Below are 24,755 nucleotides of genomic sequence, written 5' to 3'. Positions count from 1 at the left end.
CTCCTGGCCACAGCCAGTTGATCACTGTGTTGCGACGACCCCTGGAATGCGCCTCACTGACCGGGGACACGACCCCGGCGGACAGTCCGACGCCGGTCACCGGTCATCCCGGTCACTCCGGTCAGCGGCACAAGGCCGCTGACCTGCCCGGACAGCCGGACACGGCGCGGCCGGTCACTGACCGCGCCGAAGACGCTGCCCCGGTCACCCGTGACCAGAACAGCCAGACAGCGGATCCCGGTCAGCCGGTCACCCAGCCGCCGGTCACTGACCGGGGCACCCGGACACCTGGTGACCGGCGGCCCGACCCGGACACCGAGGAGCTGCTGAAGATCGCCCGGTCGGCGGTCAGGACCCAGGACAAGCTGACCCGCAAGGTGGTCGCCCAGGCGATCCGCGGTCAGCAGATCCCGCTCTCCAGCGACACCCTGACCACCCTGATGGCCCAGCTCCGCGCCCAGCACGGACAACCGGTCACCTCAACCCGCCCCTGACCGAACCTCCACGGAGCGGGTGACCGAGCCGGTCACCCCGACCGGTCACCCGCTCCGGACACCCCTCCCGAACAGAAGCGGAGCCCACCTGATGCGCACTCACCCGGCCACGCCCGCCGAAGTTGAGTCCTGGCTGACCGTCCTGCACCAGCGCGGCCACCTCCACCACGCCCAATCCGGCCCCGATACCACCTGGATCGTGCAGCGCGGGCAGCACGACCGCCCTTGGACCCTCCACCACCCGGTCCTCGCCATGGACTGGATCGAGGAAATCGTCCGCGAAATCCAGCAGCAGAACCCCGAGACGAGCCGGTGACCACCGACGACCCGGCAGCGACCACGGCCGGAGAGCAGCGTGACCCCACGACGGCTCCTGGCGGAGCAAGCTATCGCGTACGACGGTCCTACGGCCCGTCGCACGCACTTGCCCCCGCCCCAGAGGGCGAGGGAAGCCCGGCTGGTCCCCGAGCGAGGGCGCACGGGGACCAGCCGGGCAACCGGCACCAGGGGGCGCCGGTAACCGAAGGAGAAGCCGACCACGACGACCACCGCGAGCAGCCGCGCCCGCCCGCCTTCCCCGACCGCACACCGCGCCGCCGCCCCCGTAACCCGAGCGAACGCACCCGCAAGACCACCACCCGTCTCTCCGACGACGAGAAAGCCGAGATCGTCGCCGCCGCCGCGCAGCGCAACATCACCGTCGCCCGATTCCTCGCCGCCGCCGGTCTTGCCACCGCCCGCGGTTCGACCACCCTGCACACCAACGAACAACTCGACATCGCCATCGACGAACTCGCCGCCCTGCGTACCGCCCTGGCCCGGATCGGCAACAACATCAACCAGATCGCCTACGTCCACAACGCCGGAGGACAGCCCCGCCCCGGCGAACTCGACCACGCGCTGAGCGTTCTGACCCGGTCCCTCGGACGCCTCGACGACGCGGCGAACGACTTGGTGAACAGGCGGCTGTGATGGTTCCCGACATCGGACGCGGCTCCCGCACCCACGGCCTCCTCGTCTACCTCTACGGTCCCGGCCGGCGCGAGGAGCACACCGACGCACACCTCGTGGGCTCCTGGGACGGCTTCGCCCCCGACCCCGGCCGCGACACCAGCCCCGACCCCGACCCGAAGGCCACCCTCGCCCGCCTCACCGCAGCCCTCGACCTGCGGGTCAAGCAGGCCGGCGACCGCGCACCCGCCAAGCATGTCTGGCACTGCTCGGTCCGCACCGCCCCCGGCGACCGGCGGTTCTCCGACAAGGAGTGGAACGCCATCGCCCAGCGCATCGTCCACGCCACGGGCATCGCCCCGGACGGTGATCCCGACGGCTGCCGGTGGATCGCCGTCCGCCACGCGGAAGACCACATCCACATCGTCGCCACCCTGGTCCGAGGAGACCTGCGCAACCCACGCCTGAACTACGACTTCAACAAGGCCCAGGCCGAATGCCGGCGCATCGAGAAGGAGATGGACCTGCGCCGCCTCAACGCCGGCGACGGCACCGCAGCGAAGAACCCCACCAGCGCCGAGAAGTTCAAGGCCGAACGCACCGGCCGCCTCGAGACCCCCCGCGAGACGCTCCGCGAAGCCGTCCGCCAAGCCCTTGCCGGAGCCGCCACCGAAGAGGAGTTCTTCACCCGCCTTCACGAGGCGGGCCTGCGCGTGAAGGTGCGCCACGCACCGTCCGGTGACGCCCTCGGCTACAACGTAGCCCTTCCCGGCGACCGCAACCGCCACGGCGACCCGATCTGGTACCCCGGCTCCAAGCTCGCCCCCGACCTGTCCCTCCCGAAGATCCGCCACCACCTGGCCGACGGCCTCACCGACCAGGCCGCGCCCCCCGCTGCCGAAGGCCGACCGGACTGGCCCCCACCCGCCCGAGCACGCCGCAGCGCCACCGGCACCGCCGAGCACGCCGCCGTCCTCCTCGACCGCGACGACGACGAAGCCGCCGCCCACCTCGTCGGCGTCGGAGAACTCCTCGACGCCCTCGCCCAGACCTCCCCCGCCGCCACCCGCGCCGAGCTGGCCGCCGCCGCCCGATCCTTCGAACGTGCGACCCGCAGCCACGTGCGAGCAGAGCGCGCCGACACCCGAGCCATCCGCTTCGCCGCCCGAGGCATCATCCAGGCCGGCGGCGCCCTCGGGCGCGGCGAAGACGGCGGCACCACCGCCATGCTCGTCTCCACCCTCGTCCTGGTCGCCCTCGCCGCCGCCCGCTGGCACTCCGCCCACGGCCACGCCCAGCAGGCCCACGCCGCCCGCCAGACCGCCCAACACCTCCGCACCGCCTACCGCCTCGCCGCCAACACCCCCATGCGAGCACTCCACGACCAAGGCCGCGCCCTGCCCGAGGCCGACCGGCGGAAGTACGAGAGCACCATCCGAACAGTCCTGAAGGAACAGGACGTCCGCACAGAAGGCGCCTCGACGCAGACGGACGCCTTGGCCGCCACCCTCGCCCAGGCCGAAGCAGCAGGACACGACCCCGAGGTCCTCCTCCAGCGGGCCATCGACATGCGCGAACTCGACACCGCCGCGGACGTGAACGACGTCCTGGTCTGGCGCCTGCGCCGGATCGCGCAGCTCCCCGCCCACCCAGGGGAAGCTACTCATCGCCAGCAGGCTGGCACCCGGCCGAACAGGCCCTCGGCCCGCCCCACCAGCGGACGGAACACATCCGCAGCAGCGCCGCGCCCTGCCGTCCCTGCCCCGCGCAGTCGCCCGCCGCGCCGCTGACCAGTGCGCCCGGAAAGCCGGTCACTGGCCGCCGGATGCCTCGAAATGCCTGGACAAGCGGTTCCACCGGCTGTTACGGCTGAAAACAGCAAGCCCTCGACCGGGAGATGACGCTCGTGCTCAGAGCCACCGACCACACCACCGAGCCGGCACCCGTGCTGCCCGCCCTCCTTGCCGGCACCGACCCCCTGCTGTACATCCAGAACGAGACTCAGCCGGCCGACGGCCCCGGCGCGACCCGCTGCCTCAGCCACCCGCAGGAGCTGGCCTTCGGCGGCATCCCCGCGATGTGCTCGGGCTGCCGGGCCCGACGCGACTGGCTGCTCATCAACCACGGCCGCAACGTCTGGGTCTGCTGCCGGTGCGGCGACCAGTGGCTCGAACCCGAGATCAGCCGCGCCGACTTCGACGCTCTGAGCGGCACCCCGGACGTCACGAACTACCCCAGCGTCGAGCAGGCCCTCACCGCGCTCGGCTTCGACGGCGCTTTTGCAGGCACCTACCTGGCGTAGGACCTGACGGGCGATCACGTGAAACTCGCTGCGTGATCGCCCGGATCATGGAGCGGTTCGGTATGGGCCCAGGCTGCTCGGTCGAATCTCGTACGCTGGCGAGCCCGTCCACGCTCTGCTGCGGTGACCGGCTCCCCGAAAACGATCGACCGCTCCGGTTCTACTCGCTGTCACAGGCTGTGGCGTCGGAACCAGCCGGTTCCGTAGATCTGGTGCTGGCGTTCTCGTTCTTTCCGCCCGCCTGGGGGAGGGCGTAGCGGCGCCGCTGAAACTCATTGCGTTCCACGTCCGGGATCGTCATCGATTCGGCAAGCACGGCGGCGAGCGCGTCCACTTCGGTGTCGGCTACGTCGGTCTGAAAGAGCCACCGGATGTTTTCGTCGCGCGTGATGAGATCGATCGCCGGACGCGCGTTTCCGTCCTGCGCGGTCGCTGCCCGTACGTATCGCACGAGATCGATCGGGATGTCTCGAACGATCTCGCCCTGCTCGAGGAATGCGTTCGCCCTGGCTGTGATGATGCGGCGATCCGTGACGGCGACCAGGGTCTTTGCCGAGGTCTTGTCCCTTGCCGCAGCCAACTTCTCCTTTGCTCCGCTGAAGATCGCGGAGATGGGGCCGAAGGCATCGAGCTGGTCGGGGAAGCCGAGGACGCGCAGGGCCTCACCGTCCTTGAGGAACCAGCGCAGGATGGGAAGGTACGGTTCGAGAGTCAGCGATTCGGGGGCGCAGACGATGCTCGGGGCCTCGAGCGGGGGAGTCGGCGGGTGGAGAGCGTCGGCAAGCGGCGCGATTGCTTCCAGAAGCCGGGCGGAGGTTTCACGGGCAGCCTTCACGTCCTTCCGTTTCCCCGGCAGCGGCCATGAGTCGGGCCCGGGGAGCTCGACGGTGATCCGCAACTCCCGCGTCAGCGAGTCGACGAGGCTCGTCGACTCGGCGAGGACGGAGTCGAACTCCGCGCGGGTGTCGCGTGCGATGACCTCGGCATACTGCGCCTCGGCGGCGTCTTCGCGCCCAGCGGCTCTCGCCCTCGCGGCGCGGAGCGCGTGGTACCCGGTCCATGCCTTGAGGGAGGACAGGAGGGCGTAGGCGTCGAAAGCGATCGCCTCGGCGTTCGTCTGCAAATACTCACGGTGGCTGCGTGCGTCAGCCCGACCGATCTGCCGGACGTGGTCGCGGACGTTCCCCTGGTAGAGCTCAAGCTGCTTCTGCAGCAGCGCTCCGCTGCCCGCGACGTCATCCCACAAGGACGTCGGGACCGATTCGATCTCCCGCGCCTGGGCGACCGCGCGATCGATGGCGGCGACGAGCCCGGTCAGTTCAGCCCACTGATCCTTGCGGATGTCTGCGAGGACCTGACTCGTCACCGCGAGGTTGGCCCTGACGAGGCCCGAGACCTCACTCAGCATCATCTGAAGGGCGACCATGGCCAGCGCCGGCCCGACCGAGGCCGCGGTCTGCGCCTTGCTCACCGCGTTCACGGAGTAGAAGCGAGCCTGATGCAAGAAGCGGCCAGGAACCATCACCGCGCCGAGGTTCCCGCCGTCCTTGGCGGCGAGGGTCGCGCCGCTCTTGAGCAGGGCCTGCGCCGTGTCGCCGATCCTGTAGAGCCCCTGCACGCTGGCGAACGCGTTTCCGAGATTGCCTGCCAAGGTCGCCGCGTTACCGATCGAGGCGAGGACCGCCGAGATCTGCTTGCGGTCGGCAGCCGGAACGATCCCGAAGTCGATCAGATCGGGCTTCAGCTCCGGCGGGACCTCACCGGCGACGACGGCCACCCCCGGGAGCACCTCCACCAGGACCGTCGACACCGCCGTCGAGTCGACGTCCGAGTCGGACACCGGGCCGTCTGCAATGAGCGAGTCGGCGGAATCGCTCCGACCGTTCTCCCCCGGAACGGCTATCTCCATCGAGTCCGAAGGGTCCTGCATGTGGTTTCCTCCCCAGCGAGGGCACGCGACGGGTAGACACCGTCGGCACTCACTGCCGAATCCTACGGCCCGACGCCCCGCGGTCCGGCCCGAATCCACCCAGTTGATTCCGGACCGACACCTGCCGGGCACGGGCGCATCTGGCGGCGCGGAACCATTTCCAGCAGGGCTGGCAGCGAACGCCCGCCCCCGCCGTTCCGCGCACGCGGCCTGGCAGCACCATGCGGGGGCGACGGGTACGCTCACCGTCGATGCGGCCCTGTTGCCGCACCCTTCAAACCGATGGGGAGCGAGCCGGCTCGGGGGGGCGGGCGGCGGCGCGAGGAGAACCGGGGGTAGCCATGTCCATGGCCATGTGTCCGCTGTGCAGTGACGACGAGGACATCGAGGTGCGCGCGACGCTCGACGGCGGACGCCGGGTGGTCCGACACCGGTGCGGCTTCGAGTGGGAGCACGGCGGGCTCCCGTCCCCGCAGAAGCAGACGCCCCGCTCCTTCGAGGCGCTCAAGGCACGGTTCCCGAAACCTGAGGACGTCGACCCCGAGCGGTTGGAGCGCGTGGCCCGGTTGAAGGCGCAGTACCTCGCGGTCAAGCCGGACCTCGACTCGCGAGTAGCCGCCTACTGGGCCAAGTACCAGGAGGTATTCGCCCCCGACGGACTGCGGACGTGCAACCCGCAGGTGCTCAAGGACTTCGCCAACTCCGAGATCGGCGCGCGGCCCGGGAACCAGGCCACGTTCAATTCCGCGTGGAACGACATGGGTGATGCGGCGGCAGCCGAGGCGACCCGCTCAACGATCGGATACCTCCTGCACGGGCCCGGCGAGGTGCCCTTGGAGGACCGGCTCCAGCAACTGCTCGACGGATCGAAGCCCTTCGCCATGACCGGCTTCAAGGAAGCGCTCCTGACAAGGGTCCTGTGCGTGGTGTACCCCGAGCGATTCCTCACGATCCTCAAGTACATGACGGATGCGGGTGGCAAGCGCGAGATCGCGCGGCTGGTCTACGGCTTGGAGCTTCCGGCCCCCGAGTCGGTGAGCTGGACCCGTGGGCGCCTCATTCTCTGGAGCAATGATCTCCTCCGCACCCTCGTCGGAGAAGGCTTCGCCAACCAGCAGCACTCGGCCGCGTTCCTGTGGTGGGCCAAGGACCGAGTCGAGCGGAGCGGGTGACCGCAGAGCAAGAGGAGCCGCTGCGGGCGGGAGCAGCGCGGGGGCTGAAGGAGGAGACCGGCGCCACCGTCGTACCCGATACCTGAAGGAGGCATCCCATGGGCCAGTCCGGCGCACAGGGCACCACCTGCCCCATCTGCGGCGAGAGAACGCTCATCTCGCCCAACTGGAAGAAGATGTACATCCACACCCCGTCCGGCCAGACGGAGAACTGCTGGGCATCGGGCCTGACAGCCAGCGAAATCCTCCGCGCCCGCGAGGCCAAGCAGGTGAGGCTCGCCCGCGAGCTGAGCGGATCTCTCACACCCATGGCCATGCCCGTCTGGTTTCCGCGCTGGGACGGCGAAACCTACCCCACCATCGCCCTCTTTGCCCGCCGCCGCATGGCCTACTGGTTCCCCGAGACCAATAAGGCGTTCCACGAAGAGAAGATCCAGGATCTACTCGGCAAGCAGGTCCGCCCCAGGTGGGAATCGGAGCATGCTTGCTGGACTATGGCCGACGTCCACTTCATCGACCTCGCAGACGAGCTTCTTCGGCGTTACCCGAACCTGTCGATCGGCCGCGAGTACAACGAGCACGAAAAGTGCTACTGGCAGTGCCAGCGCGCCCAGGGCTGGCGGTGCACCTGCTCCTGTCAGGCTCGCAACCACGCTGGGGGAAGCTGGATGGATCCCTGGAACGTCCTGGCCGAGGACAACAGCATTATCGACCGGGTCACCTGGACCTGGATGGCCGTCGAGCTGAAGATGCCCGAAGCCCACTGACACCCGCGGTACCCCCGGGGCTGCCGCACCAGCCTTCTCACCACCACAGCCGCACCAGACCTGGGGGCGCCGAACTGGGTGCCAGGACGTTGACACCCCAGCCAGGTCGGCGAGAGGCGGCCTTCTGCGGTGCTCGGTCAGACCTCGGCGAGGCGGTTCGAGAGGTCGAGGGCTTCGGTCGCGAACGCGAGAGCGGCGCAGAGGCCGGTCACCTCGTGGAGGGTCGGGCGGACCAGGCGCGGCCAGTCGTCCGGGGCGGACGGCCAGGAGGCGAGGTGTACCTCGGTGGTGGCTAGGCCCAGGCGGGCGTTGACGTTCCAGCCGGCGCGGGGAGCGGGCTCCCAGTGGAGGCGGATACGGCCGAGGGGGAGCTTCTGGGCATCAACGGGGAGCCAGCTGACGTCGAGAGGGCCGTCGTACCGTGGAGAGACGCGCTGAACGAGCGCGCCGCGGACACCGCCCGGCATGGGGCGTACGGCGAGGCCGTGCAGCGGGTGTATGTGCGGCGGGATGGAAGCCGCCGGGGTGCAGGGAAGAGGGGCTAGGACCAGACGAGGGCGTCGCTGACCGATGGGGGGAGGTAGCCCTCTTGGCCGTCGTCGGCGATGAACGCCTTGCCGTCCCGGACGACGACCTCGGCCGCCAGGTAGTGGGTGAAGGGCCAGTCTGGGTTGACGGCGAGGCGGATCGGAAGGGTGGGGTCGAGGTCCTGGAGCTGGCGGAGCAGGTGGCCGACGGTCATGTATTGGGGCACGGGAAGCCTCCGGGAGAGGTGAGGGCGTACGGGTCGGGAGCATCAGGAGGCGCCGAGACAGAGCAGGTCCCGGGGGACCTTTCGGCCCCTGGGTGTGGCTGGCGAGGGCCCGCCCCGACCACCGGTTCAGCGGGTGGAGTGGGCGACGAGGGCGGCGATGAATCCGGCTACCGCTTCGGCGGGGGTATGGGTGCCGAACTCCTGGGTCCACGCGTCGCCTTCGGTGGGCAGCACCTGGACGCGCCAGACGATGTCGCGCGTCCAGGCGGCGGGGTCCTCGGGGAGCCAGCCGACGTAGACGCGACCGTCCGGGCTCGTCGCGTGGACGTTGGCCTCCGGGGTTTCGACGACCACCCAGTCGAGGCCGTGGAGGAGTTCGAGGACCGGGGTGGCGCAGTGGTCCGAGGAGAGCCAGTGGCGGTCTTCCACGGAGGGGCGGACGACAGAGGGCAGGAGGGTGACAGAGACGTTCACGGTTGGACGATCCCTTCGTTGACCTGCGGTTTTTCCGACACCCGTACGTTGACATGGGGTGTGCCGAAGTCCGTAGTCGTTTCAGGGAGTGACCCGTCTGCCGTGGGCGAACTGGCCACGGGCAGCAGTCCAGGACGTCGGCGGCGCGGGAATGGAATGGCGGCCGGAGTTGTCGTAACCGGGCTACGGCAGCGAGCCGTACAGGACCGGAGGGGGAGCAGGGATGACGGAGCCGAGCAGACACTGGGACGGGGCCGGGCTGGAGCGCAAGATCCGCGCCGCCGGGCGGCCGTGGACCGTCGGCGACATCGCGATGGTCGCCGACGGTCAGTGGAGCGTCGGAGCGCAGTCCGACCGGTGGCCGGACGAGGAGATGGTGGTGGAGCACCGGGTCGCGGACGGCCGGCGCGTCGAGCTGACGGTGGAGGAGTTGGCCCGCGCGGTGGGCGTCCGTACCGAGGACTCCGACCGCGACGAGGACCTCGCCTGACCGGTCAGCGACGCGGCCCCGAGGCGGGCGCCGACGGCCCGACGGCAGCCGCAGGAACGGGCTGGTCGGGCAGCCGGCCCGGGGCGTGCGGGGCGAGTCCCGATCGGGCGATGGCGGCCCGGGACAGGCTCGCCGCCGGGCCACGGTCCGCCGTCGAGGAGGCTTCACGTGCCTCGACCAGGCGCCGGATCGCCTGTAGGCGCGCGCCGCTTTCCGCGCGCGCGACGCGATAGCCGGCGGCCAGGCTGACGATTCGGTCCAGCTCGTAGTGCGCCGGCACGTACCCGGGCCGGGTCAGGGTCTGCAAAAGGCCCTTGTGAGCGGCTGCCGCTTCGTCGGTGACGGCCAGGGTCGCACGGGTATGCAGGGCCGAGCGCAGGAGCGGGTCGGCACAGGGTTGGCGGGTCGAGAGGGCTTTCAGGACTTCGATGGGCTGAGCCCAGGCTTTCTCGATCATGGAGGTGGCCTGGTCGAACGCAGTGGTGCCGGGCATAAGGCAACTCCTGGTGTCCGGAGGGGCGGAGGGGACGTTCGGAAAGATCAGGGCCGGGGGTCAGCGGCTGGGTCGGCGCGCCGACGAAGCGACCGGTGCCCGGGCTGTGGCGGCGGGCGCGAGGGTGGGTGATCGCTTCTGGGCCGAGGATGTGGTGCGGCTCCGGGCCGCCATCACGCGGAGGTCGGCCGGAGTATTCGGGGCGCGTGCGGCACGGCGTACGGCCTCGGTGACGGCGGTACGTCGTACGTCGAGCGGGGTCGGCGCGCGAGAGCCCCGGGGAGCTGTGGCCGGGGCGACCGGGGTCAGGGTGACCAGGTGCTCCACCTCGCGATGGATCATGTGCCGTTCACGGATCACCGGGACCGACTCCGCCATGACGGCCGCCGTCGCGGCGATCAGGTGGGCCGGAGTACGGGACGAGAACACCGCCTCTGCCCGCGTGCCCCAGCCCCGGGGGCCAGCCCAAAAAGTGACGGTCTCGTTCTCGTTGTTCCAACGGGGATGGCGGCTTCGCAACAGGGCGCCTGCTTGTCCGTCGGGAGACCTGACGTTGACAGTGCCGTGCATGGCCGGCTCGCGGCGCCAGCCGGCGTCGAGGAGTGGCTGGAAGGAATCGGTCCAGTAGACAGACGGGTCCGCCAGGAAGCGCCCGTCGTTCTCGTACGGGTCGGACGCGGCGTAGTCCTGGGCCAGGGCAGTGGTGAGGCCGGCGACGATCTCGGCCGGGGTGACGTGGTTGAAAGTGGCCGTCCAGCGGGGCGGGGCGACCGCCTCCTCGGCTGCGGTGATCCTCCACAGCTCGAAGTCGTCGCCGAACCAGCCGATCCGGATCCGCTGGTCGGGCGAGGTGACGAGGAGCTGGCAGGGGCCGTCGTCGAGGTAACGGTGCGGCCAGTGGGCCACGGGGGCGAAGCCGGCGTCACCGGCCCCGTTGGAGCCGGCAAGGTACAGGGGACTGACCAGTACCTCTTCATAGCGGGACGGGTCGGAAAAGGGGGACATGGTCGAAGCTCCAGGCGCGGAGGGAGGAGGGAGGGCCCGCGCGCGCAGCGAGTTGGACGGCAGGAGCGCGCGGACGCCGTGTCGACGGAGGGGCGCCGCGGTTCTCGGCACCACCCGGCTCACCGTGACCGCCCCGGAGTGGACTGGGCGGTCACGTAGGACGGCACCCGCGGTTGCGGCTGGGGGGCGTGGCTGAACAGGGAGGCCGGCACAGCGGTGCTCCGGCGCAGGGCCGCTGCGGTCCGGGCACCGTCCGCCCCCAACGGGACGCCGGGGTGGGTTCGCTGGGCTGCTGCGATGGGGGCGGGAGACGGCGGGGCCCATCGCGTGGGCAGGGCAGCGCTCCAGTGGCCGACGACCGCGTAGACGGGGCCCAGTGCCCGGCCTGCGTCGGTCAGGACGTAGGGGGCGCCGTGGCGCGGGTCCGTGCGGGTGACCAGGCCGTCGGCCTGGAGCCGGAGCAGGCGCTGCTGGGTGTGGCTGTAGTCCAGGCCGGTCTGCTCGGCGACGTGGACGAACCGCATCGGGCCGTGCACGTCGAGAGCCTGGACCATGGCGGTGGTGTGCCGCAGCCGCAGGCGCTGCACGGCGTCCTCGACGCGCTCGGCTTCGGCCATCGCGCCGGGTGACAGGTAGGCGCGGGACCAGTCGGCCAGCGTGCGGTAGACCGGCGTCAGGGACTCGCCGAGCGCGCTGAGCCGGTACGGGGCTCCACGACGTTCGTCGGCCCGGACGACCAGTCCGTCGGAGTGCATCGTGGCCAGCCGCCTGCCGACGTACTGCTCGCTGATGAAGGGGAGCCGGGCGGCGGCATCCCGTACACGCAGGGGGCTGCGCTCCTGGGCCAGGGTCATCACCATCCAGGTGGTCCAATTCGGCCCCATCCGGGCGAGTGCGTCCTCGACGTGCTGCGCGTCGATCGATTCGAAGGAGAAGGTGGGGGGCTGAGCAGGAGTGGGCATGGAAGCGTCCTGTCGGGATGGAGTCAGCGAGAGCGGGAGGCCGTGTTGGCCGTCCCGGCGACGGGCGCGGCGGTCGAGTCGGCGACGAGACCGGGGCCGGCCGGAGGGCTGCTGCGGATGAGGGCGGCGTTCACGCGCGGTGCCGCCGTACGCGCTTCCCGCAGGGCGACTTCGCCTCGCGGAGTGAGTGAGAGGAGTTGTCCGGGCCGGTACAGGCTCTCGCTGGTGTCCTGGTGCAGCAGTCCGTCAGCGACCAGCCGCTGAACGGTCTCGGGCCAGACCTGAGGAGCGGTGCCCGGACGTCGGCTGTCCGAGAGGTAGGCGTAGCCGTAGAGCGCGCTCTCGTGGAATCGGAGGCCGCCGGCCTCGGCGGCTTCGAGAGCCCTGAGCCGGCGATCACCCGCGATGGCCCAGTCGTCGTCCCGGTTGGCATCCTGCTCCTGGTCCGCCTCGCGGGCCTTCACCGTCGAGCGCTCGGTGCCGGCCTCGGGCAGAAGACGCCGGTACGCGGAGACGGCCTCGACGAGACGGTCGTAGGCCCGATCCTGCTGAGCGATGAGGTCTCCGAGCTTCGGGATCGAACTCCGCAGGATCGCGTACGAGACGCGTGCACCGCCGAGCTCGCCGTCCCCGACGGGTCCGAGCAGCCGGAGCGCGTCCTTGGCGGCGCCCGTCACCTGGTCGTGCCGCGCATCAAGTTCGCACGCGGCCCCGATCACCCCTGTCGCAGCCCGGTACAGCGGACTGCCGGGGCGGTACGTGGTGTTGAGCGTGGTGACTTCCGAGACGCCGAGCGTCTCGGCGACGAGGTGGAGACCGGGCTCCTCGTTCGGGTCGTAGGGGTTCACCGGGCCGTCTCCATCCGGGCGAGCAGGGAACGGACCAGGGTGGGCAGGTTGTTCGGTCCGTCGTCGGTCCGGACGTGGTCGCTCGCCTCGTCCAGGACGTACGCGGCGTCTTCGAGCAGGCCGCTGGAGATCTCCATGCAGGCGTCGGTGATCCGGGAGGCGGCGAGCAGCGACTGGGAGAGGACCTCGACGTAGTCGTTCGGTGAGAGGCCGGCGGCCTCGGCGGCGGTCCGGATCGCCGCCAGCTCCAGCGCGTTGAACGCGAGATCGAACTCGCCGTCCCGGCCGGCGTCGCCGGACGCGGCGAAGGCCGGGTCCCGGGGCTCGGAGGGGATGCCCACGCGGGTGCAGATCTGGTCGACCGAGGCGGTCAGCTCGGTGAAGGACTCGGTGAGCCAGCCCAGCGCGGCGGCGTAGGAGGCAAGGGTGAACAGTCCCGCCGGCGTGGCCGGGCGGGGCACGGCGGCCACCAGCCCTTCGAGCCGGTCGTTCAGCTCACCGACCACCCGGGGTCCGGCGGACAGCGGGCCCAGCACGGGGTGCAGGTAGGAGCGGCTGGCGGCCGTCGGGTACTCGGCGGTCACGATGCCCGAGACGCTCTGCGCGGCCTCGGTGAGAAGGCCCGCGAGTTCGTTACGGGACAGGAGAGCGCGGTCGTCGGTCATCGCGAGGGGGCCTTTCGGGAGGCGGCGGCCGTGGTGGGGACCGCCGGGACGGGAGTTGCCGGGGTGGCCGGCGGGCGGCCGGCGGTGAGGGAGGAGCGGTACCGGGCGGCCTGGACGCGGGCCTCGGCGGCGGAGGCCGCCGCGGTGTCCTGCGTCGGGGCGGTGCGCAGGTGGGCCGTGCGGTAGACCGCGTAGTCCTTCCGGCTCCCGGCGGCGACCAGGTAGATCTCGCGCTTGTGGTTCGAGGCCGGAGGGGCCGGGCGGAACTGGATGACCAGGCGGTAGGACACGGACGGGTCGACGTAGACCTTGTGGTAGCCGGCGAGGCGGCCCTTCAACGGCAGGCAGTCGTCGCTTCCGTGGACCAGGTTCTGCAGTTCCAGCAGTGCCAGGTCGCGGATGTTGTCCGGGAGTTCCCGCAGGTCCGCGATGGCGTCGGGGTGCGCGGCGAAGGCGAAGCGGGCACGGCTCACAGCAGCCGTCCTTGGGCCGGGTGGCGGCCTGGTGCGGCTGGCGGTGTGCGGGGGGCGTCGACGCCGGCCTTCGGTATCGCGGGGGTGTCGGCCGACCGGGAGAGGGCGGCGCGGGCCCGGAGTACGGCGCCGTCGGCGTAGCGGTACTCCGGTGGCTCGGGCAGCGGGCCGTCTCGGTCGTCCAGCCAGGCGTGGGCGGCGTCCTCGTCTGCGAACGCGCCCTCGCGCATCGTGTATGTGCCGTCGGCGTGGTCCCACATTTCGTGGAAGACCCGGATCGGCGCCTCGGAAGGCTGGGTGTCCCGGGTCAGTGTCCACGTCTCGCTCGGGTCGAAGTCAGAGGTGTGGGTGTCGAGGACCTCGTACCGGGTGCCCGATCCCCGGATCTGTCGCTCGACCTGGAGAGTGAGATCGTCGGCGGGCTCCAGGAGGCCGTCGCGGATCTTGGCGATCTTCTCGGGCGGGCAGCCGCGCTCGACCAGCCACGCCTGGGCGAAGGACACCGTGGCGTGGTAGCTCGTTTCCAGGGTGAACGTGAACCGGCTCAGGTCTCGCGCGACCGCGATCGCCATGATCTGTGGCTTGCCGGGCACTCCCCAGGTAACGGACTGATCGTGGGCGACGACGAAGCTGTGGGAGCCGTTGGGCGTGGTGTGGTGCTGGGACAGCGCCCTCAGGTCGCCGGACCAGAACCGCTCCACTGCGTCCGCGGAGGCGGGATCGGCGGGGGCGAGTTCGTCGAGATCGAAGTCGAAGTCGAAGTCGTCGTTCACGCCGCCACCTCCGCGTACTCGGGGGCGGGAGTGGACAGGACCCGGTGGTTGGGCCGGGTCGGGCTCGTCGTGCACGCGGCGAACGGACCGTCCGGGGCGCGCAGGTGCACCAGGGCCTGGTCCAGGTGGTCGCGGTGCCACGTGGAGGGGCCTGCCAGACCGGCCTGCTTGTCGGTGAGCTGCTGCCATGCGAGCCAGAGCGCGTGGAGGCGGGCGACGGCCTCGGGGTGGTCGTGCCACTGCGCGCACCACGGGCGCGTTGTGCTGATCTCCCGGCCGTACACCGGCAGGAGGAGGTGGTTCACCCAGTTGCTGAGGGCGGCGAGTTCGACGGCGTACGCCTCGCCGCCCAGGGCGACGATGAACACTGAGGCAGGGCCGTCGGTCTGTTCCGGGTCGTCCGCCTCGGCTTCCGCAGCCCCGTCCTCCTGCTGGTCGGCAGGAGGCACGGGGTCGGGTTCGGAGCCGAGGCGGTCGAGGATGACGCCGTGCCGCTTGACCTCCGCGATGGTCTGGGCGAGGGCGCTGGCGAGGTCGTCGAGGTCTTCGTCGGAGACCCGGAACGGCACGGGGCCGGGGGTGGAGGCGGTCGGGTTTGTGTCGGACATCGGGGCGTGCTCCATCTGTGAGACGGCGACATGCCCGACAGGATCCGGAGAAACCGCGGTTTGGCCCGGCCGGAAAATCCCGGTAGAGCGCTACTATTCGGCCGCTGGTGAGGCATTTTGAAAACGGCCGGAGCTGTTTCCCTTCCGCGCTTGATCCGGTTTCGGATGGGGGAGGGACAGGTGGGGTGTTTGGAGGCCGGCTACTGATGTCAGATGGGCCTGGCACACTGCGGTCCATGACGTCACGCGATCATCTTCGTTCCACGGCTCCTCGGGCTCTGCGCGATCCCGAAGCCCTGCAGGCACGGCTGGAGGCTGTGCGGACCGTACCTGCCGTACGTCCTTTGAACGACTGGGTGGAGAATCTGCGCGAACGTCTCGGGGACGGCGAGTCCGTGCCGTGGTTCGATCCCGCGTCTGGGGGCGTTGAAGCGCGCAGCTTGTTCCTTCTGGAGGCGCCCGGCCAGAAGTCCATGGGGGCGGAAGCTGCCCTGCGCCGTACGGGCAGCGGCATCATCTCCATCGACAACGACGATCCGACCGCGCAGAACTGCTGGACGCTGCGAGACGAGGCGGGTCTGCCCTATGAGCTGTCTGTGCACTGGAACGTCGTGCCGTGGTACCTGGGCACCGCGGACCGGATCGCCGCACCCGGGCGGACGGAGATACAGCGCGCGGCGCCGTTCCTGCATGAGGTGATCTCGATGTTTCCCGCGCTGGAGGTGGTCGTCCTGATGGGGCGCAAGGCGCAAGCCGGCTGGGCTGCCTATCAGGAGCAGTACGCGCCCAAGGTCCACACTCTTGCCACATGGCACCCAAGTCCGCGGGTGTTCGCCTCCCGGCCTGCGGCCCGCCAGGAGATCCTGGACACGTTGCGTCAGGCGGCTGATCTGCTGCGTTCCGCCTGAGACCGAACGGCGCAACCCGTGAACGCTCACGGGGCGCGCGAGCCCTGGGCGGGGACGTCGGTTTCCCCTGCCCGGGCGCGGTGCTCTGGCGCTGGGTGCGGTCCGTGAGGTGAGGCTCGCTGGCCTGGGGGCAGTTGTCAGTCGGGGGTGGCAGGATGCCCGGTCATGGGAACGAGAGATGATAGTGACGAGGCGTACGTCGTCGATCTGTGCAACCGGATCCTCCACGAGAGCGCCTTGACGCAGCACAAGTTCGACTGGCTGCTGGGAGATCCTGGAACCAACGGCCGCCGGGTCAAGCTGCCCGTCGACGCCTACTGGCCCGGTCACGAGCTCGTTGTCGAGTACCGCGAACTGCAGCACGACCAGCCGATGCCTCACTTCGACAAGCCGGACCGGCTGACCGTGAGCGGCGTCCACCGGGGCGAGCAGCGGGCCCTATACGACGCCCGACGTGACACGGAGATCCCCGCACACGGGCTACGGCTGATAGTCGTCCGCCCGGCCGACCTCGACGCGGACAGCCGCGGACGGCTGCGCCGCAACGAGAAGGCCGACCTGGAGGCGCTGCGGAAGATCCTGGCCCGCGACAGCGACGAGGACCGCGTCACCGACGCCTTCCGCACGTGGCTGTTCGCCGAGGGCTGGACCCCGGTCGACCCCACGGACCGCTGGACCGACCTGGAGGCCGTACGCGACCACGAGCGGCTGATCTGCGAAGCCAAAGGCCGCACCAGCGAGAAGGGCATCGACGCCGACATCGCCTACGGCCAGCTGCTGCGCCGCATGACGAGCCAGGACCCTCACATACGCTATGCGCTCGTCGTGCCCTCGTCGTCAGTCAAGGCTGCCGAACGAGTCCCGCTCCATGTCCGCGAGCTGCTGCGCATCGATGTGTACGAGGTGATGGACGACAACAGGGTGTGCCAGGTGATTCGGTAGGCGGTCGCCGGGACGTGTCTGCCTGCGCAGCCAGGTGCCCCGCGTCGGGTTGCTGGGCATCGATGAGGCCAGTCTCATGTCCGCCACGGTGCCGGAAATGTCTGGTGCTCTGTGCTGCGTGCGCGCTCCCGTCTTCATCGATGCCGACAGCAACCGTTGGCACACCGGACAAGAACAGTCATTGAGCGGGGGATTCAACAGGCCCCATCGCCCGTGCAGCGTGGGCAGCGTGGGAACGGCGGCGCCAGCAGCTGCAGGGCCCGTGCCGCCTGCTGGGGAACGACGCCGTTGCCAAGCGCGGTGAGCTGCGCCGGACGTCCGAGTCCCGGGGTGGCGGTGACCCAGCCGCTGGGAAGGCCCTGCATCCACTCGACGAATTCGGCGTGCAGCCGACCAGCCGCGTCGGTGGGCGCCGGCGCGGGACGGGTGAGCCTCTCCCATCGGGTGATGGCGGCTGCGTACGGTCCCCATCGCCGCTCGTCTCCCCGGCTTCCGGGCTCGGCTCCGCCCACAGCGGCAGGAACACCGTCGGCATGGGCGGGCGCCGTTCCTTGTCGGATCGACGGCCCGTGCCGGTCATCCGCCGGGCGGGGGAGAGCGAAGCCGCCGCACTGGGCAGGGTCATGTCCCCGTTGCCGTGCCGCTGGTTGGGCGAGCCCTTGATGCCGTCCGACGCCTTCGGGGTCGGCAGGAGCCACTCGACCTCGTCGGCCAGGTTCGGCCCGTGGCCCCCGCTCTTCCTCTTGGCCGGGTGCTGCGAGCCGCCGTTCTTCCCGATGTTGCTGGTCGGCGTCTTGAGCAGGGTCTCCGGCAGGCCAGGCCGCCAGGAAGGTCCGCTCGCGCCGGTGCGGGGCTCCGACGTCGGAGGCGCGAAGCACGAGCCATTTCGCGTCGTACCGGAGGTCGGCCAGGGATCCGAGTACGGCACCGAGTGCCCGCAGAGGAGGCTGACCTGTGGTGTCTCCCAGACACCACGGGCAGGGTTCCACGTCGCCAGGGGAGCCGGCGGGGGAGGTGAGGAGGCCGCGCACATTCTCGATCACTACCAGGCAGGGTCGGAGGGCCTCGACCGCACGGGCGACGTGCAGCCACAGCCCGGAACGGGTGTGGGAGTTGAGTCCGGCCCGGCGGCCGGCGACCGAGACGTCTTTGACAGGGGAAGCCGGCCGTCAGGACGCACACCCGGGGGACGGCGGACCAGTCGACGGTCGTGATGTCGCCCAGGTTGGGGACGCCGGGCCAGTGGCGGGCCAGGATGCGCGAGGCGTTCGGATCGACCTCCGCGTGCCAGGCCAGGGTGCCGCCGAGAGCGGCCTGCACCCCCAGGTCGAGGCCGCCGTACCCGGAGCAGAGCGACCCGATCAGCGGAGGACGGGAGACGGTGATGGCCACGTCACCGACCTCGTGTCATCAGGTTTTGAGGAGCCGCCGCCGAGACGGCAGCGGGAGGAAGGGAGCGAGGAGGAGACGCCGCTGCCACGGACCGGAGGAGAGCGGCCTGGGTACGCAGGGACGGAAGGGAGACCGTCGCCGCCGCGACGCGCAGGGACTCGGCGGTCTCACGCAGAGACCCCCTCGCGATGCCGAGTGCGCTGTCGAGGAGCGGCCCCGCCGCGCGCCTGTCCTTGGCTCCGAGCGGGCCGTGAAGGTGCTCTTCCTGGTCCAGGACGGAGAGCCGGAGGGCTACGGCCCCGAGAGCGGACGCCGCTTCGCACGCGGGCCGGATGGCGGCGGCGAAGCCCACGGTGGCAGAGGCGGAGCGTCCTTCGAGGCCGTGCTCGGCGGACCGCAGGAGCACCTCGTCGGCCAGGTCGGTGATCAGCGCGCTGAGTTCCGTGAGGCGGCGGGCGACGGTGACGGCGTCGGGTGAGGGGTGATGGGGGTCGGTGGACGGGAGGTTGTCTCGCAGGGCGTCGAAGCCCAGTGCCGAGGCACGGAGGGCCAAGGCGTTGGAGACGGAGGCGTCGGTCAAGGTGAACTCCGGAGAGGAAGACGTGAGGGAGGACCGGTACAGGGGTGGAGTCAGCGGTGGCTGCGAGAGGGCGTCCGACCGGCATGCGGTGGGGAGCTGGGACCCGCCCGAGGCAGGGGCGATGGCGTCTCGCGTGTGGTGCTGCGGTTGAGAGCCGCGTGCACCCGCGCCGGTGGCGGGCCGTCCGGAGAAGAGGTAGGGGCCGGCGCCGGAGAGGCCGTCCGGCCGTGCGCGGTCTGCCAGCGGGCGCGGACCTCGTCGAGCGGACCGAGTGCGTGCAGGGCGTGGTTGATCAGCCGCCCCGGAGCTAGGGCCTCGTCCTCGGCCAGCGCACGGACGGCGCGTGCGGAGGCGGCGGCGGCCCGGGTGAGCGAGGAGCGCATCACCTGCTGGCCGAGCCATTCGGCGTTGCCGGCCCCCACGCCGTCGCAGATGAGGGCGAACCGGCCCTTCGACAGCGTGCCGTCGGCCAGCAGGCCGCGCCGCTGGGCCTCCCACAGCAGGGTGATCCGGTCGAGGGGCTCACCCCGGTGGTGCAGCGCCCCGAGGCACCGGTAGAGCTGTCCGTGTACCGGGTCGGCGAAGTCCCCCGGCCGCAGCCAGTCCACCACCTCGCCCATCGCGCCCGGCCGCTCGACGAGGAGGGCCAGGAGGAACACCTCGTCCTCGGCCACCTGATCGGCCTGCGCCGGCGGAACGGCGGACGGGGTGACGGCCGGCGGAACGGCGGGCGCGACCGGTCGCGGTTCGGTGCCCCACCGCCGGGCGAGATCCGTGAGCACCCCCGCCAGGACGTCCGCGTAGTGCAGCGTCCCCTCGACCTCGCCGCGCAGCGCACCTGTGCGCGCCTCCTGGTGAAGCCGGATCGCATGCTCGGTGACGGTGCGATGGATCGCCCCTTCCAGCACCATGCGGCCGTACACCGGAGCATGCCCGGGACGCGGACAGGCCGAGATCAGTACATGGGCGTACGAGGCGGTCAGCCCCCGTACGTGAAGACCAGCCTCGGCGACCGCGTCGGTCACCCACGACAGCGGCACCGGCCGCTCGCCCTCGGCCGCGGGGTGACCGTCGCCCCGGAGCTTGCGCAGCGCGCCGAACAGGGCTTGGTGGACCGGCCGGTAGAAGTGATCCGGCGCGAGCCACTCCAGGTCCGTGAGCTGTCCCGGGTCGAGCAGCACCGCGCCGAGGAGGGCCTGCTCGGCGTCCATCAGCGGGTTCATCGCCGGCGGCTTCCCGTACGGGGAACGGACGCGGCGGACGGCTCATCCGGTTGGCGCAGAGCGGCGACCGTCCGGTCGGCGGCGGACAGCGCCTCGGCGAAGCCGTTCAGCACGGCGATGAACGCGGGGTCGGAGAGCGGAACCGACCCGGCCTCGCCGACCAGCCACCACCGGCCTGCGCGCAGGACGGCCGGCGACTGGGCCAGCCCGACGGAGGGCGGCATGGGCGCGTTCATGCCGACAGCCCGAAGTCGTCGTGGCCGACGGTCTTCGCCAGGGCCCGCTCGGTGATCGCCTTTGTGGCCCGGGCGGAGGCTGGCCCGACGACCTTGGCGGAGGGCTCCTTGTACCAGGGCCGGATGGAGAGCATGGCGATCCGCAGGCCGGTGGCCAGCAGCAGCACCTTGCCCTTGGGCAGGGCGCGGATCGCGTCGGGCGGAAGGATCTGCTCGGTGCGCATGCTCACCGAGGTGGACTTGCCGCCCTCGCTCGTGGAGACCGAGACGGTCTGGACATCGTGGTCGCCGACCTGGCGGCTGAGGCGGTCGGCGAAGTCGGCGTCGTCGATGCCCGAGCCGACGATCTTGACGGTGGCGGCGGACCAGAGGGCGTCCATCCCGGCCTCGCCCCAGCACCGCTGGCCCTGCCGGTAGGACTGCAGGATCGTCACCGGGATGACACCCCGGCTGCCCAGGTGCGAGTACAGGTCCGGCAGATCGCTGATGCGGCAGACGTTGGCGGCCTCGTCGAGGACACACAGGGCTGGCGGGTCGAGCCGACCCCCGGAACGCTCGGCGACGATCACGGCCGCGCGCATCACCGCGTCGGCCGCCGCCGCGATGATCGCCGACGCGCTGCCGCCGCCGTCCTTGCTCAGCAGGTACAGCGTGTCGTGGGAGGTGGCGAAGGCGAGGGGCTTGAACTCGGGGAGGTCCTCGTTCGGAGTGACCCAGGCGGCGACGTCCGGGTCGAGCAGGCAGCTCGCGTACTGCCTCGCCGTCTCATAGATGCCGTCGCGGGTCTCGGTCGCACCGGAGACGGTGCCCTGGAGCTGGGCGGCGACCGCGTCGTGGCCGGCGTCGGTGAGCAGGTCGACCGGGGTCCGGTCGGCGGGGGAGGCGAGCCATGCCAGCACGTCGGTGATCCGCCGCCGGTGGCTCGCGGCGGCCAGGAACAGGGCGCCGAGCGTGTTGGACGCGGCGGTGGACCAGAAGTCGGAGCCGCTCGACTCGTCCACGCTTGCCGCGACGAAGTGCCCCGCCAGCCGCTTCGCCCCGGCCAGATCGCGGGCGTCGGCCAGGATGTCCCACCACATCTCCCGCGGATGGTGGGCGATCTGCTGAGGGTCGAGCGTCCAGACCGTGCCGACCTCGGCGCGGGCGTCCACCGTCGCGGTGAACGCGTCGTTCGCCGCCTTGTTGGAGGTGAGCAGGACCGGGCCGGGGGCCGCGAGGATCGCGGGGATCGCCAGGCCGGACGTCTTGCCGGAACGCGGCGCCATGATTGCGACGATCACGTCCTCCCACGAGGCCCGGACCTCGGCACGGCCCGGGTCGAGGGTGCCGAGCAGGATGCCGCGGTCGGCGGGAGCGACCTCCTTGTCGTCCCGGTCGCCGAGGGACGGGCGCAGGCTCTTGGCCTTGGCGGTGATCTCCTTGTCCAGCAGCGGCGCCAGGTCGCCCTTGCGGGCGAGACCGGTCTTGGCGCCGGCGCGTCGGCGCAGCCAGAGCACCAGGACGGTGGTGAGCAGGGCCAGGGTGAGCAGGGCGGGAACGACGCGGGCGCCGGTCAGCAGCGCGGTGGTGCTCAGGGCCGGCCACAGCATCTCCGGGTGGAGCAGGGCGTCGGTGGCGCGGAACGGGGCCCATGGGCCGCTTCCGGCGAGGGAGTTGGTGAGGTTGCCGGTCAGCCAGGCCAGCGAGCCGAAGGCCATGGCGGCGCCGAGGACGCCGAACAGGAGGTAGAGGAGCGCGTCGGAGCCGGTGGTCGTCGACGGCGCGCTGGTGCGCGGGGAAGGCACGGGCGGTTCCTTGGGGTGCGAGCGGGCGGGGGCGGGGCGCGCTCGGCTCTCGTGCAGGCCACGGGACTACTCCTTACGGATTGGGCGGGAACGTTTCAGCGGGAACGAGGGGAGGTGCGGCCCGCGGACGGAGGCGATGCGGCGGGCGGCGGGGTACTGGTGCCGGGGCGGACCTTCGCCGCGACGGGCGAGGTCTGGCAGGCGGCGGCCTGGCGCCGGGCGTCGGTGTCGACGGTCTCGCCGACGTAGCCGACGGCCAGGTCCGGGTCGATCGCGACCCGGTGCCCCAGGTCGGTCAGCTGGCTCGCGGCAGCGGAAGCGGCCAGCTGCCGGTCCGGGCCGGTGATGTGCGACGCGAGGCTGTAGGAGGCGGGGTTGCCCGGGTCGGCCGGGGCGGTGAACCCGCAGGAGCGCAGGACGCGGTGGGCCGATTCGGGTAGGTCGGTGCGTCCGTCGGCCCAGACCATGCCGTCGGCCCAGGTGTAGATCTCGACGTCGGTGCCGTAGGTGTCGGCCAAGTTGCCCATCGGGGCTCCTTCCGCAGAACGGGGCGGGGCAAGAGAAGGGGAGGAGGGTGCCGGCGCCGATGCTGTGCTCGGGGAGAGCCCTCGGTCCGGGGCCGGGACGGAGGGAGGTGAGGCATCCGGGCCGGCACCGAGAACGTCGTCGAGTAGTTCCCGCGTCCGAAGGACGCTGATCATCTTGTGGTGCCGGGGATCGGTGCGCTCGGCCGGGCACGCGGCGACGCCGTCTTCCGCGGCCTCCAGCTGTTCCCGTACATCTTCGAGTAGGCCGTGGGCGGCGGCCAGCCGGGTCCAGGTCTCCATGGCGGGGTTGTGGTGCGGGTCGTCGAAGGCCAGGCGGACGCGGACCCAGTCGGCCGCAGCGGCGACGAGTTCGGTCAGTTGGGGCAGAGCACCGACGAGCGCGCCGTTGACCTCTTCGATGATCCCGGCCACCTCGTCGGGCGAGGCGTCCTCGGTGAGCCGGGCGATCATCCCCGGCACGGAGTAGGGGTCGGCGGCGGCCGACGGGAGACGACGGGCCTGAAGGGGCGGATCGTCGATGGGCCTCCGGCCGCTGTGGGCGAGCCGGATGTTGTGCTGCATCGCGGCGCCGATGGCCTCGCCGATGCTGGAGTAGTACTCGGGCACGGGTCCTCCTGAAGGGTGGTGCTGACGGGCCGGGTGGGAGCACGTGCTCCCACCCGAGGAGACGAGTCCGGTCTCGTGGCGGAGGAACGCGGCGGCCGGGTCACGGCGCGACCGACAGGACCAGGCCGTCGCCGAGGGACGCGAGACGCTTGCGCGCGGCGGTGGGACTGTCGGCGGTGACGACGAGGAATCCGACCCGGCTCGTGTCGAGGTCGCCCGCCGGCGGCAGCACGACTCGCTCGCCGGCCTCGCGGAACCAGGTCACCTGGTGCAGCCACGGATACTCCGGGCCCGGGGCGGCCTGAAGGCTTCGGGCGGAGAGGGTCCCGCTGGCCGGCGGGTAGAGGATTTCGATCGCGGCGGTGGAGTGCGTCGTGCGCGCCAGGTCGGGCTCGTTCCCGCAGGCGACGTCGGCCGCGATCCGGGGCAGGTCGAGACCGGTGGCCAGGCGGACCAGCTCGCCGATCAGATCGCCGCCGATCCGCGCGTTGACCTCGATGATCCGTGGACCGGACGAGGTGAGGCGGATCTCGACGTGCTGCACGCCTGCGGTGATCCCCAGGGCGCGGACGGCCTGGGCGGCGACGGGGGCGACCTCGTCCAGGAGCGGGTCGCCCGCGTCCACGACGTGGCCGACTTCCTCGAAGTACGGGGCGAAGCCGACCTCCTTGCGGGTCACGGCCAGCGCGGTGGTGACACCGTTCCGCGTGACGCACTCCACCGATATCTCCGGCCCGGACAGGTACTCCTCGACCAGCACCCCGCTGCCCTCGGGGCCCTGTTCACCGGCCCCGGACGCGGTGAACTCCCAGGCGGAAGGGAGGTCTTCCGCGCGGTCGACGCGGACCACGCCGATGCTGGCGGCGTGGGAGGAGGGCTTGAGCACGACCGGGAAGCCGGTCAGACGCGCGGCGAGCGTCGCCTCGGCGAGGGTGTCGACCCGGGTGGAGATCGCCGAGGGAACGCCGTGCTCGGCGAACAGGCGGCGGCTGGTCGCCTTGTCCCGGCAGGCGGTCATCGCCTGCGGGCTGTTGCCGGGAACCCCGAGGCGGGCGGCGAGTTCGGCGGCTGGCACGAGCGCGTACTCGTCCCAGGTCACCACGCCCGCGACAAGATGGCGGCCGGCGAGCGCCAGGCCGGCGGCGACCACGGCCTGCGGATCGCGGGTGTCGACGACCTCGTGGTCGACCACCGGGTACCCCGGCTCGGACGGCGGCTTGGTGTCGATCAGAGCGATCGGGTACGCGGCGGCGGCCCGCTCGACGCAGTAGCCGCGGTATGCCGCATCGGTGCCGCCGACGATGATCAGAAGCGGACGGGCGGAACGGGGCACGGGAGCCTCCTAAGGGCTGTCAGGGGAAAAGGGGGAGGGGAA

Annotated in this window: 27 protein-coding genes and 3 pseudogenes; 10 read left to right on the top strand and 20 right to left on the bottom strand. The window is 71.3% G+C overall.

The window, feature by feature from the left end:
- The 5 genes and pseudogenes from IE275_RS20560 to IE275_RS20540 all read left to right on the top strand — a co-directional run.
- Nucleotides 1–494: pseudogene (locus IE275_RS20560) on the top strand (hypothetical protein); the annotation flags it as partial.
- A 91-nt stretch (nt 495–585) separates the two neighbouring features.
- The gene (locus IE275_RS20555) at nt 586–810 is read left to right on the top strand and encodes a hypothetical protein (protein ID WP_189712797.1); all 225 of its coding nucleotides are present in this window, start codon (nt 586–588) and stop codon (nt 808–810) included.
- Nucleotides 807–1,466 (top strand): plasmid mobilization protein, encoded by a 660-nt coding sequence (locus tag IE275_RS20550; RefSeq protein WP_189712796.1) that lies wholly within the window; start codon nt 807–809, stop codon nt 1,464–1,466. Before IE275_RS20555 ends, IE275_RS20550 begins: the two co-directional genes overlap by 4 nt.
- On the top strand, nt 1,466–3,235 hold the full coding sequence (locus IE275_RS20545; protein WP_189712795.1) for a relaxase/mobilization nuclease domain-containing protein: 1,770 nt from the start codon (nt 1,466–1,468) through the stop codon (nt 3,233–3,235). The genes IE275_RS20550 and IE275_RS20545 overlap by 1 nt, the downstream gene beginning before the upstream one ends.
- A gap of 107 nt (nt 3,236–3,342) precedes the next feature.
- Nucleotides 3,343–3,747, top strand: a complete 405-nt coding sequence (locus tag IE275_RS20540; protein WP_189712794.1) for a hypothetical protein — start codon at nt 3,343–3,345, stop codon at nt 3,745–3,747.
- A 160-nt stretch (nt 3,748–3,907) separates the two neighbouring features.
- On the opposite strand, the gene IE275_RS20535 is transcribed toward IE275_RS20540, so the two are convergent.
- The gene (locus tag IE275_RS20535; protein ID WP_189712793.1) at nt 3,908–5,677 is read right to left on the bottom strand and encodes a hypothetical protein; all 1,770 of its coding nucleotides are present in this window, start codon (nt 5,675–5,677) and stop codon (nt 3,908–3,910) included.
- 341 nt (nt 5,678–6,018) lie between these two features.
- On the opposite strand from IE275_RS20535, the gene IE275_RS20530 reads away from it, so the two are divergent.
- Together IE275_RS20530 and IE275_RS20525 are read left to right on the top strand one after the other, a co-directional pair.
- Nucleotides 6,019–6,849: a hypothetical protein gene (locus IE275_RS20530; RefSeq protein WP_189712792.1), complete on the top strand. Its 831-nt coding sequence runs from the start codon at nt 6,019–6,021 to the stop codon at nt 6,847–6,849.
- A 98-nt stretch (nt 6,850–6,947) separates the two neighbouring features.
- The gene (locus IE275_RS20525; protein WP_189712791.1) at nt 6,948–7,616 is read left to right on the top strand and encodes a hypothetical protein; all 669 of its coding nucleotides are present in this window, start codon (nt 6,948–6,950) and stop codon (nt 7,614–7,616) included.
- Between the two features lie 137 nt (nt 7,617–7,753).
- On the opposite strand, the gene IE275_RS20520 is transcribed toward IE275_RS20525, so the two are convergent.
- From IE275_RS20520 to IE275_RS20510, 3 genes are all read right to left on the bottom strand, one after another.
- Nucleotides 7,754–8,083 (bottom strand): esterase, encoded by a 330-nt coding sequence (locus IE275_RS20520; RefSeq protein ID WP_189712790.1) that lies wholly within the window; start codon nt 8,081–8,083, stop codon nt 7,754–7,756.
- Between the two features lie 74 nt (nt 8,084–8,157).
- The gene (locus IE275_RS20515) at nt 8,158–8,370 is read right to left on the bottom strand and encodes a hypothetical protein (protein ID WP_189712789.1); all 213 of its coding nucleotides are present in this window, start codon (nt 8,368–8,370) and stop codon (nt 8,158–8,160) included.
- 126 nt (nt 8,371–8,496) lie between these two features.
- Nucleotides 8,497–8,844, bottom strand: coding sequence for an SPDY domain-containing protein (locus IE275_RS20510; RefSeq protein WP_189712788.1), 348 nt, complete (start codon nt 8,842–8,844; stop codon nt 8,497–8,499).
- A gap of 223 nt (nt 8,845–9,067) precedes the next feature.
- Between IE275_RS20510 and IE275_RS20505 the strand changes: the two genes are divergently transcribed.
- Nucleotides 9,068–9,334, top strand: coding sequence for a hypothetical protein (locus IE275_RS20505; protein WP_189712787.1), 267 nt, complete (start codon nt 9,068–9,070; stop codon nt 9,332–9,334).
- A gap of 4 nt (nt 9,335–9,338) precedes the next feature.
- Here the strand turns inward: IE275_RS20505 and IE275_RS20500 are convergent, their stop codons facing one another.
- The 8 genes from IE275_RS20500 to IE275_RS20465 form a co-directional block, all read right to left on the bottom strand.
- Complete coding sequence (locus IE275_RS20500; RefSeq protein WP_189712786.1) at nt 9,339–9,827, bottom strand: hypothetical protein; 489 nt, start codon at nt 9,825–9,827, stop codon at nt 9,339–9,341.
- Nucleotides 9,828–9,887: 60 nt separating this feature from the next.
- On the bottom strand, nt 9,888–10,832 hold the full coding sequence (locus IE275_RS20495) for an SPDY domain-containing protein (protein ID WP_189712785.1): 945 nt from the start codon (nt 10,830–10,832) through the stop codon (nt 9,888–9,890).
- Nucleotides 10,833–10,951: 119 nt separating this feature from the next.
- Nucleotides 10,952–11,794: a winged helix-turn-helix transcriptional regulator gene (locus tag IE275_RS20490; RefSeq protein WP_189712784.1), complete on the bottom strand. Its 843-nt coding sequence runs from the start codon at nt 11,792–11,794 to the stop codon at nt 10,952–10,954.
- A 23-nt stretch (nt 11,795–11,817) separates the two neighbouring features.
- Nucleotides 11,818–12,642: a large ATP-binding protein gene (locus tag IE275_RS20485; protein WP_189712783.1), complete on the bottom strand. Its 825-nt coding sequence runs from the start codon at nt 12,640–12,642 to the stop codon at nt 11,818–11,820.
- Entirely contained in the window at nt 12,639–13,307 is a 669-nt protein-coding gene (locus tag IE275_RS20480; RefSeq protein ID WP_189712782.1) for a hypothetical protein, read from the bottom strand. The genes IE275_RS20485 and IE275_RS20480 overlap by 4 nt, the downstream gene beginning before the upstream one ends.
- Nucleotides 13,304–13,780, bottom strand: coding sequence for a hypothetical protein (locus IE275_RS20475; RefSeq protein WP_189712781.1), 477 nt, complete (start codon nt 13,778–13,780; stop codon nt 13,304–13,306). The genes IE275_RS20480 and IE275_RS20475 overlap by 4 nt, the downstream gene beginning before the upstream one ends.
- Entirely contained in the window at nt 13,777–14,553 is a 777-nt protein-coding gene (locus IE275_RS20470; protein ID WP_189712780.1) for a glycosyl hydrolase, read from the bottom strand. The genes IE275_RS20475 and IE275_RS20470 overlap by 4 nt, the downstream gene beginning before the upstream one ends.
- The gene (locus IE275_RS20465) at nt 14,550–15,161 is read right to left on the bottom strand and encodes a DUF4913 domain-containing protein (protein WP_189712779.1); all 612 of its coding nucleotides are present in this window, start codon (nt 15,159–15,161) and stop codon (nt 14,550–14,552) included. Before IE275_RS20465 ends, IE275_RS20470 begins: the two co-directional genes overlap by 4 nt.
- Before the next feature lie 236 nt (nt 15,162–15,397).
- Here IE275_RS20465 and IE275_RS20460 point away from each other — a divergent pair, with 236 nt between their 5' ends.
- Entirely contained in the window at nt 15,398–16,069 is a 672-nt protein-coding gene (locus tag IE275_RS20460; protein WP_189712778.1) for a uracil-DNA glycosylase, read from the top strand.
- Nucleotides 16,070–16,234: 165 nt separating this feature from the next.
- Nucleotides 16,235–17,011, top strand: a complete 777-nt coding sequence (locus IE275_RS20455; protein ID WP_189712777.1) for a hypothetical protein — start codon at nt 16,235–16,237, stop codon at nt 17,009–17,011.
- A gap of 194 nt (nt 17,012–17,205) precedes the next feature.
- On the opposite strand, the pseudogene IE275_RS20450 reads toward IE275_RS20455, so the two are convergent.
- From IE275_RS20450 to IE275_RS20420, 8 genes and pseudogenes are all read right to left on the bottom strand, one after another.
- A pseudogene (locus IE275_RS20450) lies at nt 17,206–18,108 on the bottom strand (DNA cytosine methyltransferase); the annotation flags it as partial.
- Nucleotides 18,109–18,229: 121 nt separating this feature from the next.
- Nucleotides 18,230–18,331: pseudogene (locus tag IE275_RS46825) on the bottom strand (DNA cytosine methyltransferase); the annotation flags it as partial.
- Nucleotides 18,332–18,404: 73 nt separating this feature from the next.
- Entirely contained in the window at nt 18,405–18,983 is a 579-nt protein-coding gene (locus tag IE275_RS20445) for a hypothetical protein (protein WP_189712776.1), read from the bottom strand.
- Between the two features lie 50 nt (nt 18,984–19,033).
- Complete coding sequence (locus tag IE275_RS20440; RefSeq protein WP_189712775.1) at nt 19,034–20,206, bottom strand: DnaB-like helicase N-terminal domain-containing protein; 1,173 nt, start codon at nt 20,204–20,206, stop codon at nt 19,034–19,036.
- The gene (locus tag IE275_RS20435; RefSeq protein ID WP_229870390.1) at nt 20,203–20,430 is read right to left on the bottom strand and encodes a hypothetical protein; all 228 of its coding nucleotides are present in this window, start codon (nt 20,428–20,430) and stop codon (nt 20,203–20,205) included. Before IE275_RS20435 ends, IE275_RS20440 begins: the two co-directional genes overlap by 4 nt.
- 8 nt (nt 20,431–20,438) lie before the next feature.
- Nucleotides 20,439–22,226 (bottom strand): type IV secretory system conjugative DNA transfer family protein, encoded by a 1,788-nt coding sequence (locus tag IE275_RS20430; RefSeq protein ID WP_189712773.1) that lies wholly within the window; start codon nt 22,224–22,226, stop codon nt 20,439–20,441.
- Between the two features lie 95 nt (nt 22,227–22,321).
- The gene (locus tag IE275_RS20425; RefSeq protein ID WP_189712772.1) at nt 22,322–23,380 is read right to left on the bottom strand and encodes a hypothetical protein; all 1,059 of its coding nucleotides are present in this window, start codon (nt 23,378–23,380) and stop codon (nt 22,322–22,324) included.
- A gap of 100 nt (nt 23,381–23,480) precedes the next feature.
- Nucleotides 23,481–24,713 carry an ATP-grasp domain-containing protein gene (locus tag IE275_RS20420; protein ID WP_189712771.1) on the bottom strand — a complete coding sequence of 411 codons (1,233 nt, stop codon included), beginning with the start codon at nt 24,711–24,713 and terminating at the stop codon, nt 23,481–23,483.
- Between the last annotated feature and the right edge of the window lie 42 nt (nt 24,714–24,755).

Source organism: Streptomyces phaeofaciens, from assembly GCF_014648915.1.
Lineage (GTDB): Bacteria > Actinomycetota > Actinomycetes > Streptomycetales > Streptomycetaceae > Streptomyces > Streptomyces phaeofaciens.
This window is presented reverse-complemented; position numbering and strand designations above follow the sequence as displayed.

Bases quoted from the DNA above. Each gene is read 5' to 3' on its own strand.
- IE275_RS20555 (WP_189712797.1), top strand. From the start codon at position 586: ATGCGCACTCACCCGGCCACGCCCGCCGAAGTTGAGTCCTGGCTGACC.
- IE275_RS20480 (WP_189712782.1), bottom strand. From the start codon at position 13,307: ATGACCGACGACCGCGCTCTCCTGTCCCGTAACGAACTCGCGGGCCTT.
- IE275_RS20545 (WP_189712795.1), top strand. From the start codon at position 1,466: ATGGTTCCCGACATCGGACGCGGCTCCCGCACCCACGGCCTCCTCGTC.
- IE275_RS20490 (WP_189712784.1), bottom strand. From the start codon at position 11,794: ATGCCCACTCCTGCTCAGCCCCCCACCTTCTCCTTCGAATCGATCGAC.
- IE275_RS20500 (WP_189712786.1), bottom strand. From the start codon at position 9,827: ATGCCCGGCACCACTGCGTTCGACCAGGCCACCTCCATGATCGAGAAA.
- IE275_RS20525 (WP_189712791.1), top strand. From the start codon at position 6,948: ATGGGCCAGTCCGGCGCACAGGGCACCACCTGCCCCATCTGCGGCGAG.
- IE275_RS20495 (WP_189712785.1), bottom strand. From the start codon at position 10,832: ATGTCCCCCTTTTCCGACCCGTCCCGCTATGAAGAGGTACTGGTCAGT.
- IE275_RS20520 (WP_189712790.1), bottom strand. From the start codon at position 8,083: ATGCCGGGCGGTGTCCGCGGCGCGCTCGTTCAGCGCGTCTCTCCACGG.
- IE275_RS20435 (WP_229870390.1), bottom strand. From the start codon at position 20,430: ATGCCGCCCTCCGTCGGGCTGGCCCAGTCGCCGGCCGTCCTGCGCGCA.
- IE275_RS20505 (WP_189712787.1), top strand. From the start codon at position 9,068: ATGACGGAGCCGAGCAGACACTGGGACGGGGCCGGGCTGGAGCGCAAG.
- IE275_RS20465 (WP_189712779.1), bottom strand. From the start codon at position 15,161: ATGTCCGACACAAACCCGACCGCCTCCACCCCCGGCCCCGTGCCGTTC.
- IE275_RS20460 (WP_189712778.1), top strand. From the start codon at position 15,398: ATGACGTCACGCGATCATCTTCGTTCCACGGCTCCTCGGGCTCTGCGC.
- IE275_RS20530 (WP_189712792.1), top strand. From the start codon at position 6,019: ATGTCCATGGCCATGTGTCCGCTGTGCAGTGACGACGAGGACATCGAG.
- IE275_RS20540 (WP_189712794.1), top strand. From the start codon at position 3,343: ATGACGCTCGTGCTCAGAGCCACCGACCACACCACCGAGCCGGCACCC.
- IE275_RS20535 (WP_189712793.1), bottom strand. From the start codon at position 5,677: ATGCAGGACCCTTCGGACTCGATGGAGATAGCCGTTCCGGGGGAGAAC.
- IE275_RS20440 (WP_189712775.1), bottom strand. From the start codon at position 20,206: ATGAACCCGCTGATGGACGCCGAGCAGGCCCTCCTCGGCGCGGTGCTG.
- IE275_RS20455 (WP_189712777.1), top strand. From the start codon at position 16,235: ATGGGAACGAGAGATGATAGTGACGAGGCGTACGTCGTCGATCTGTGC.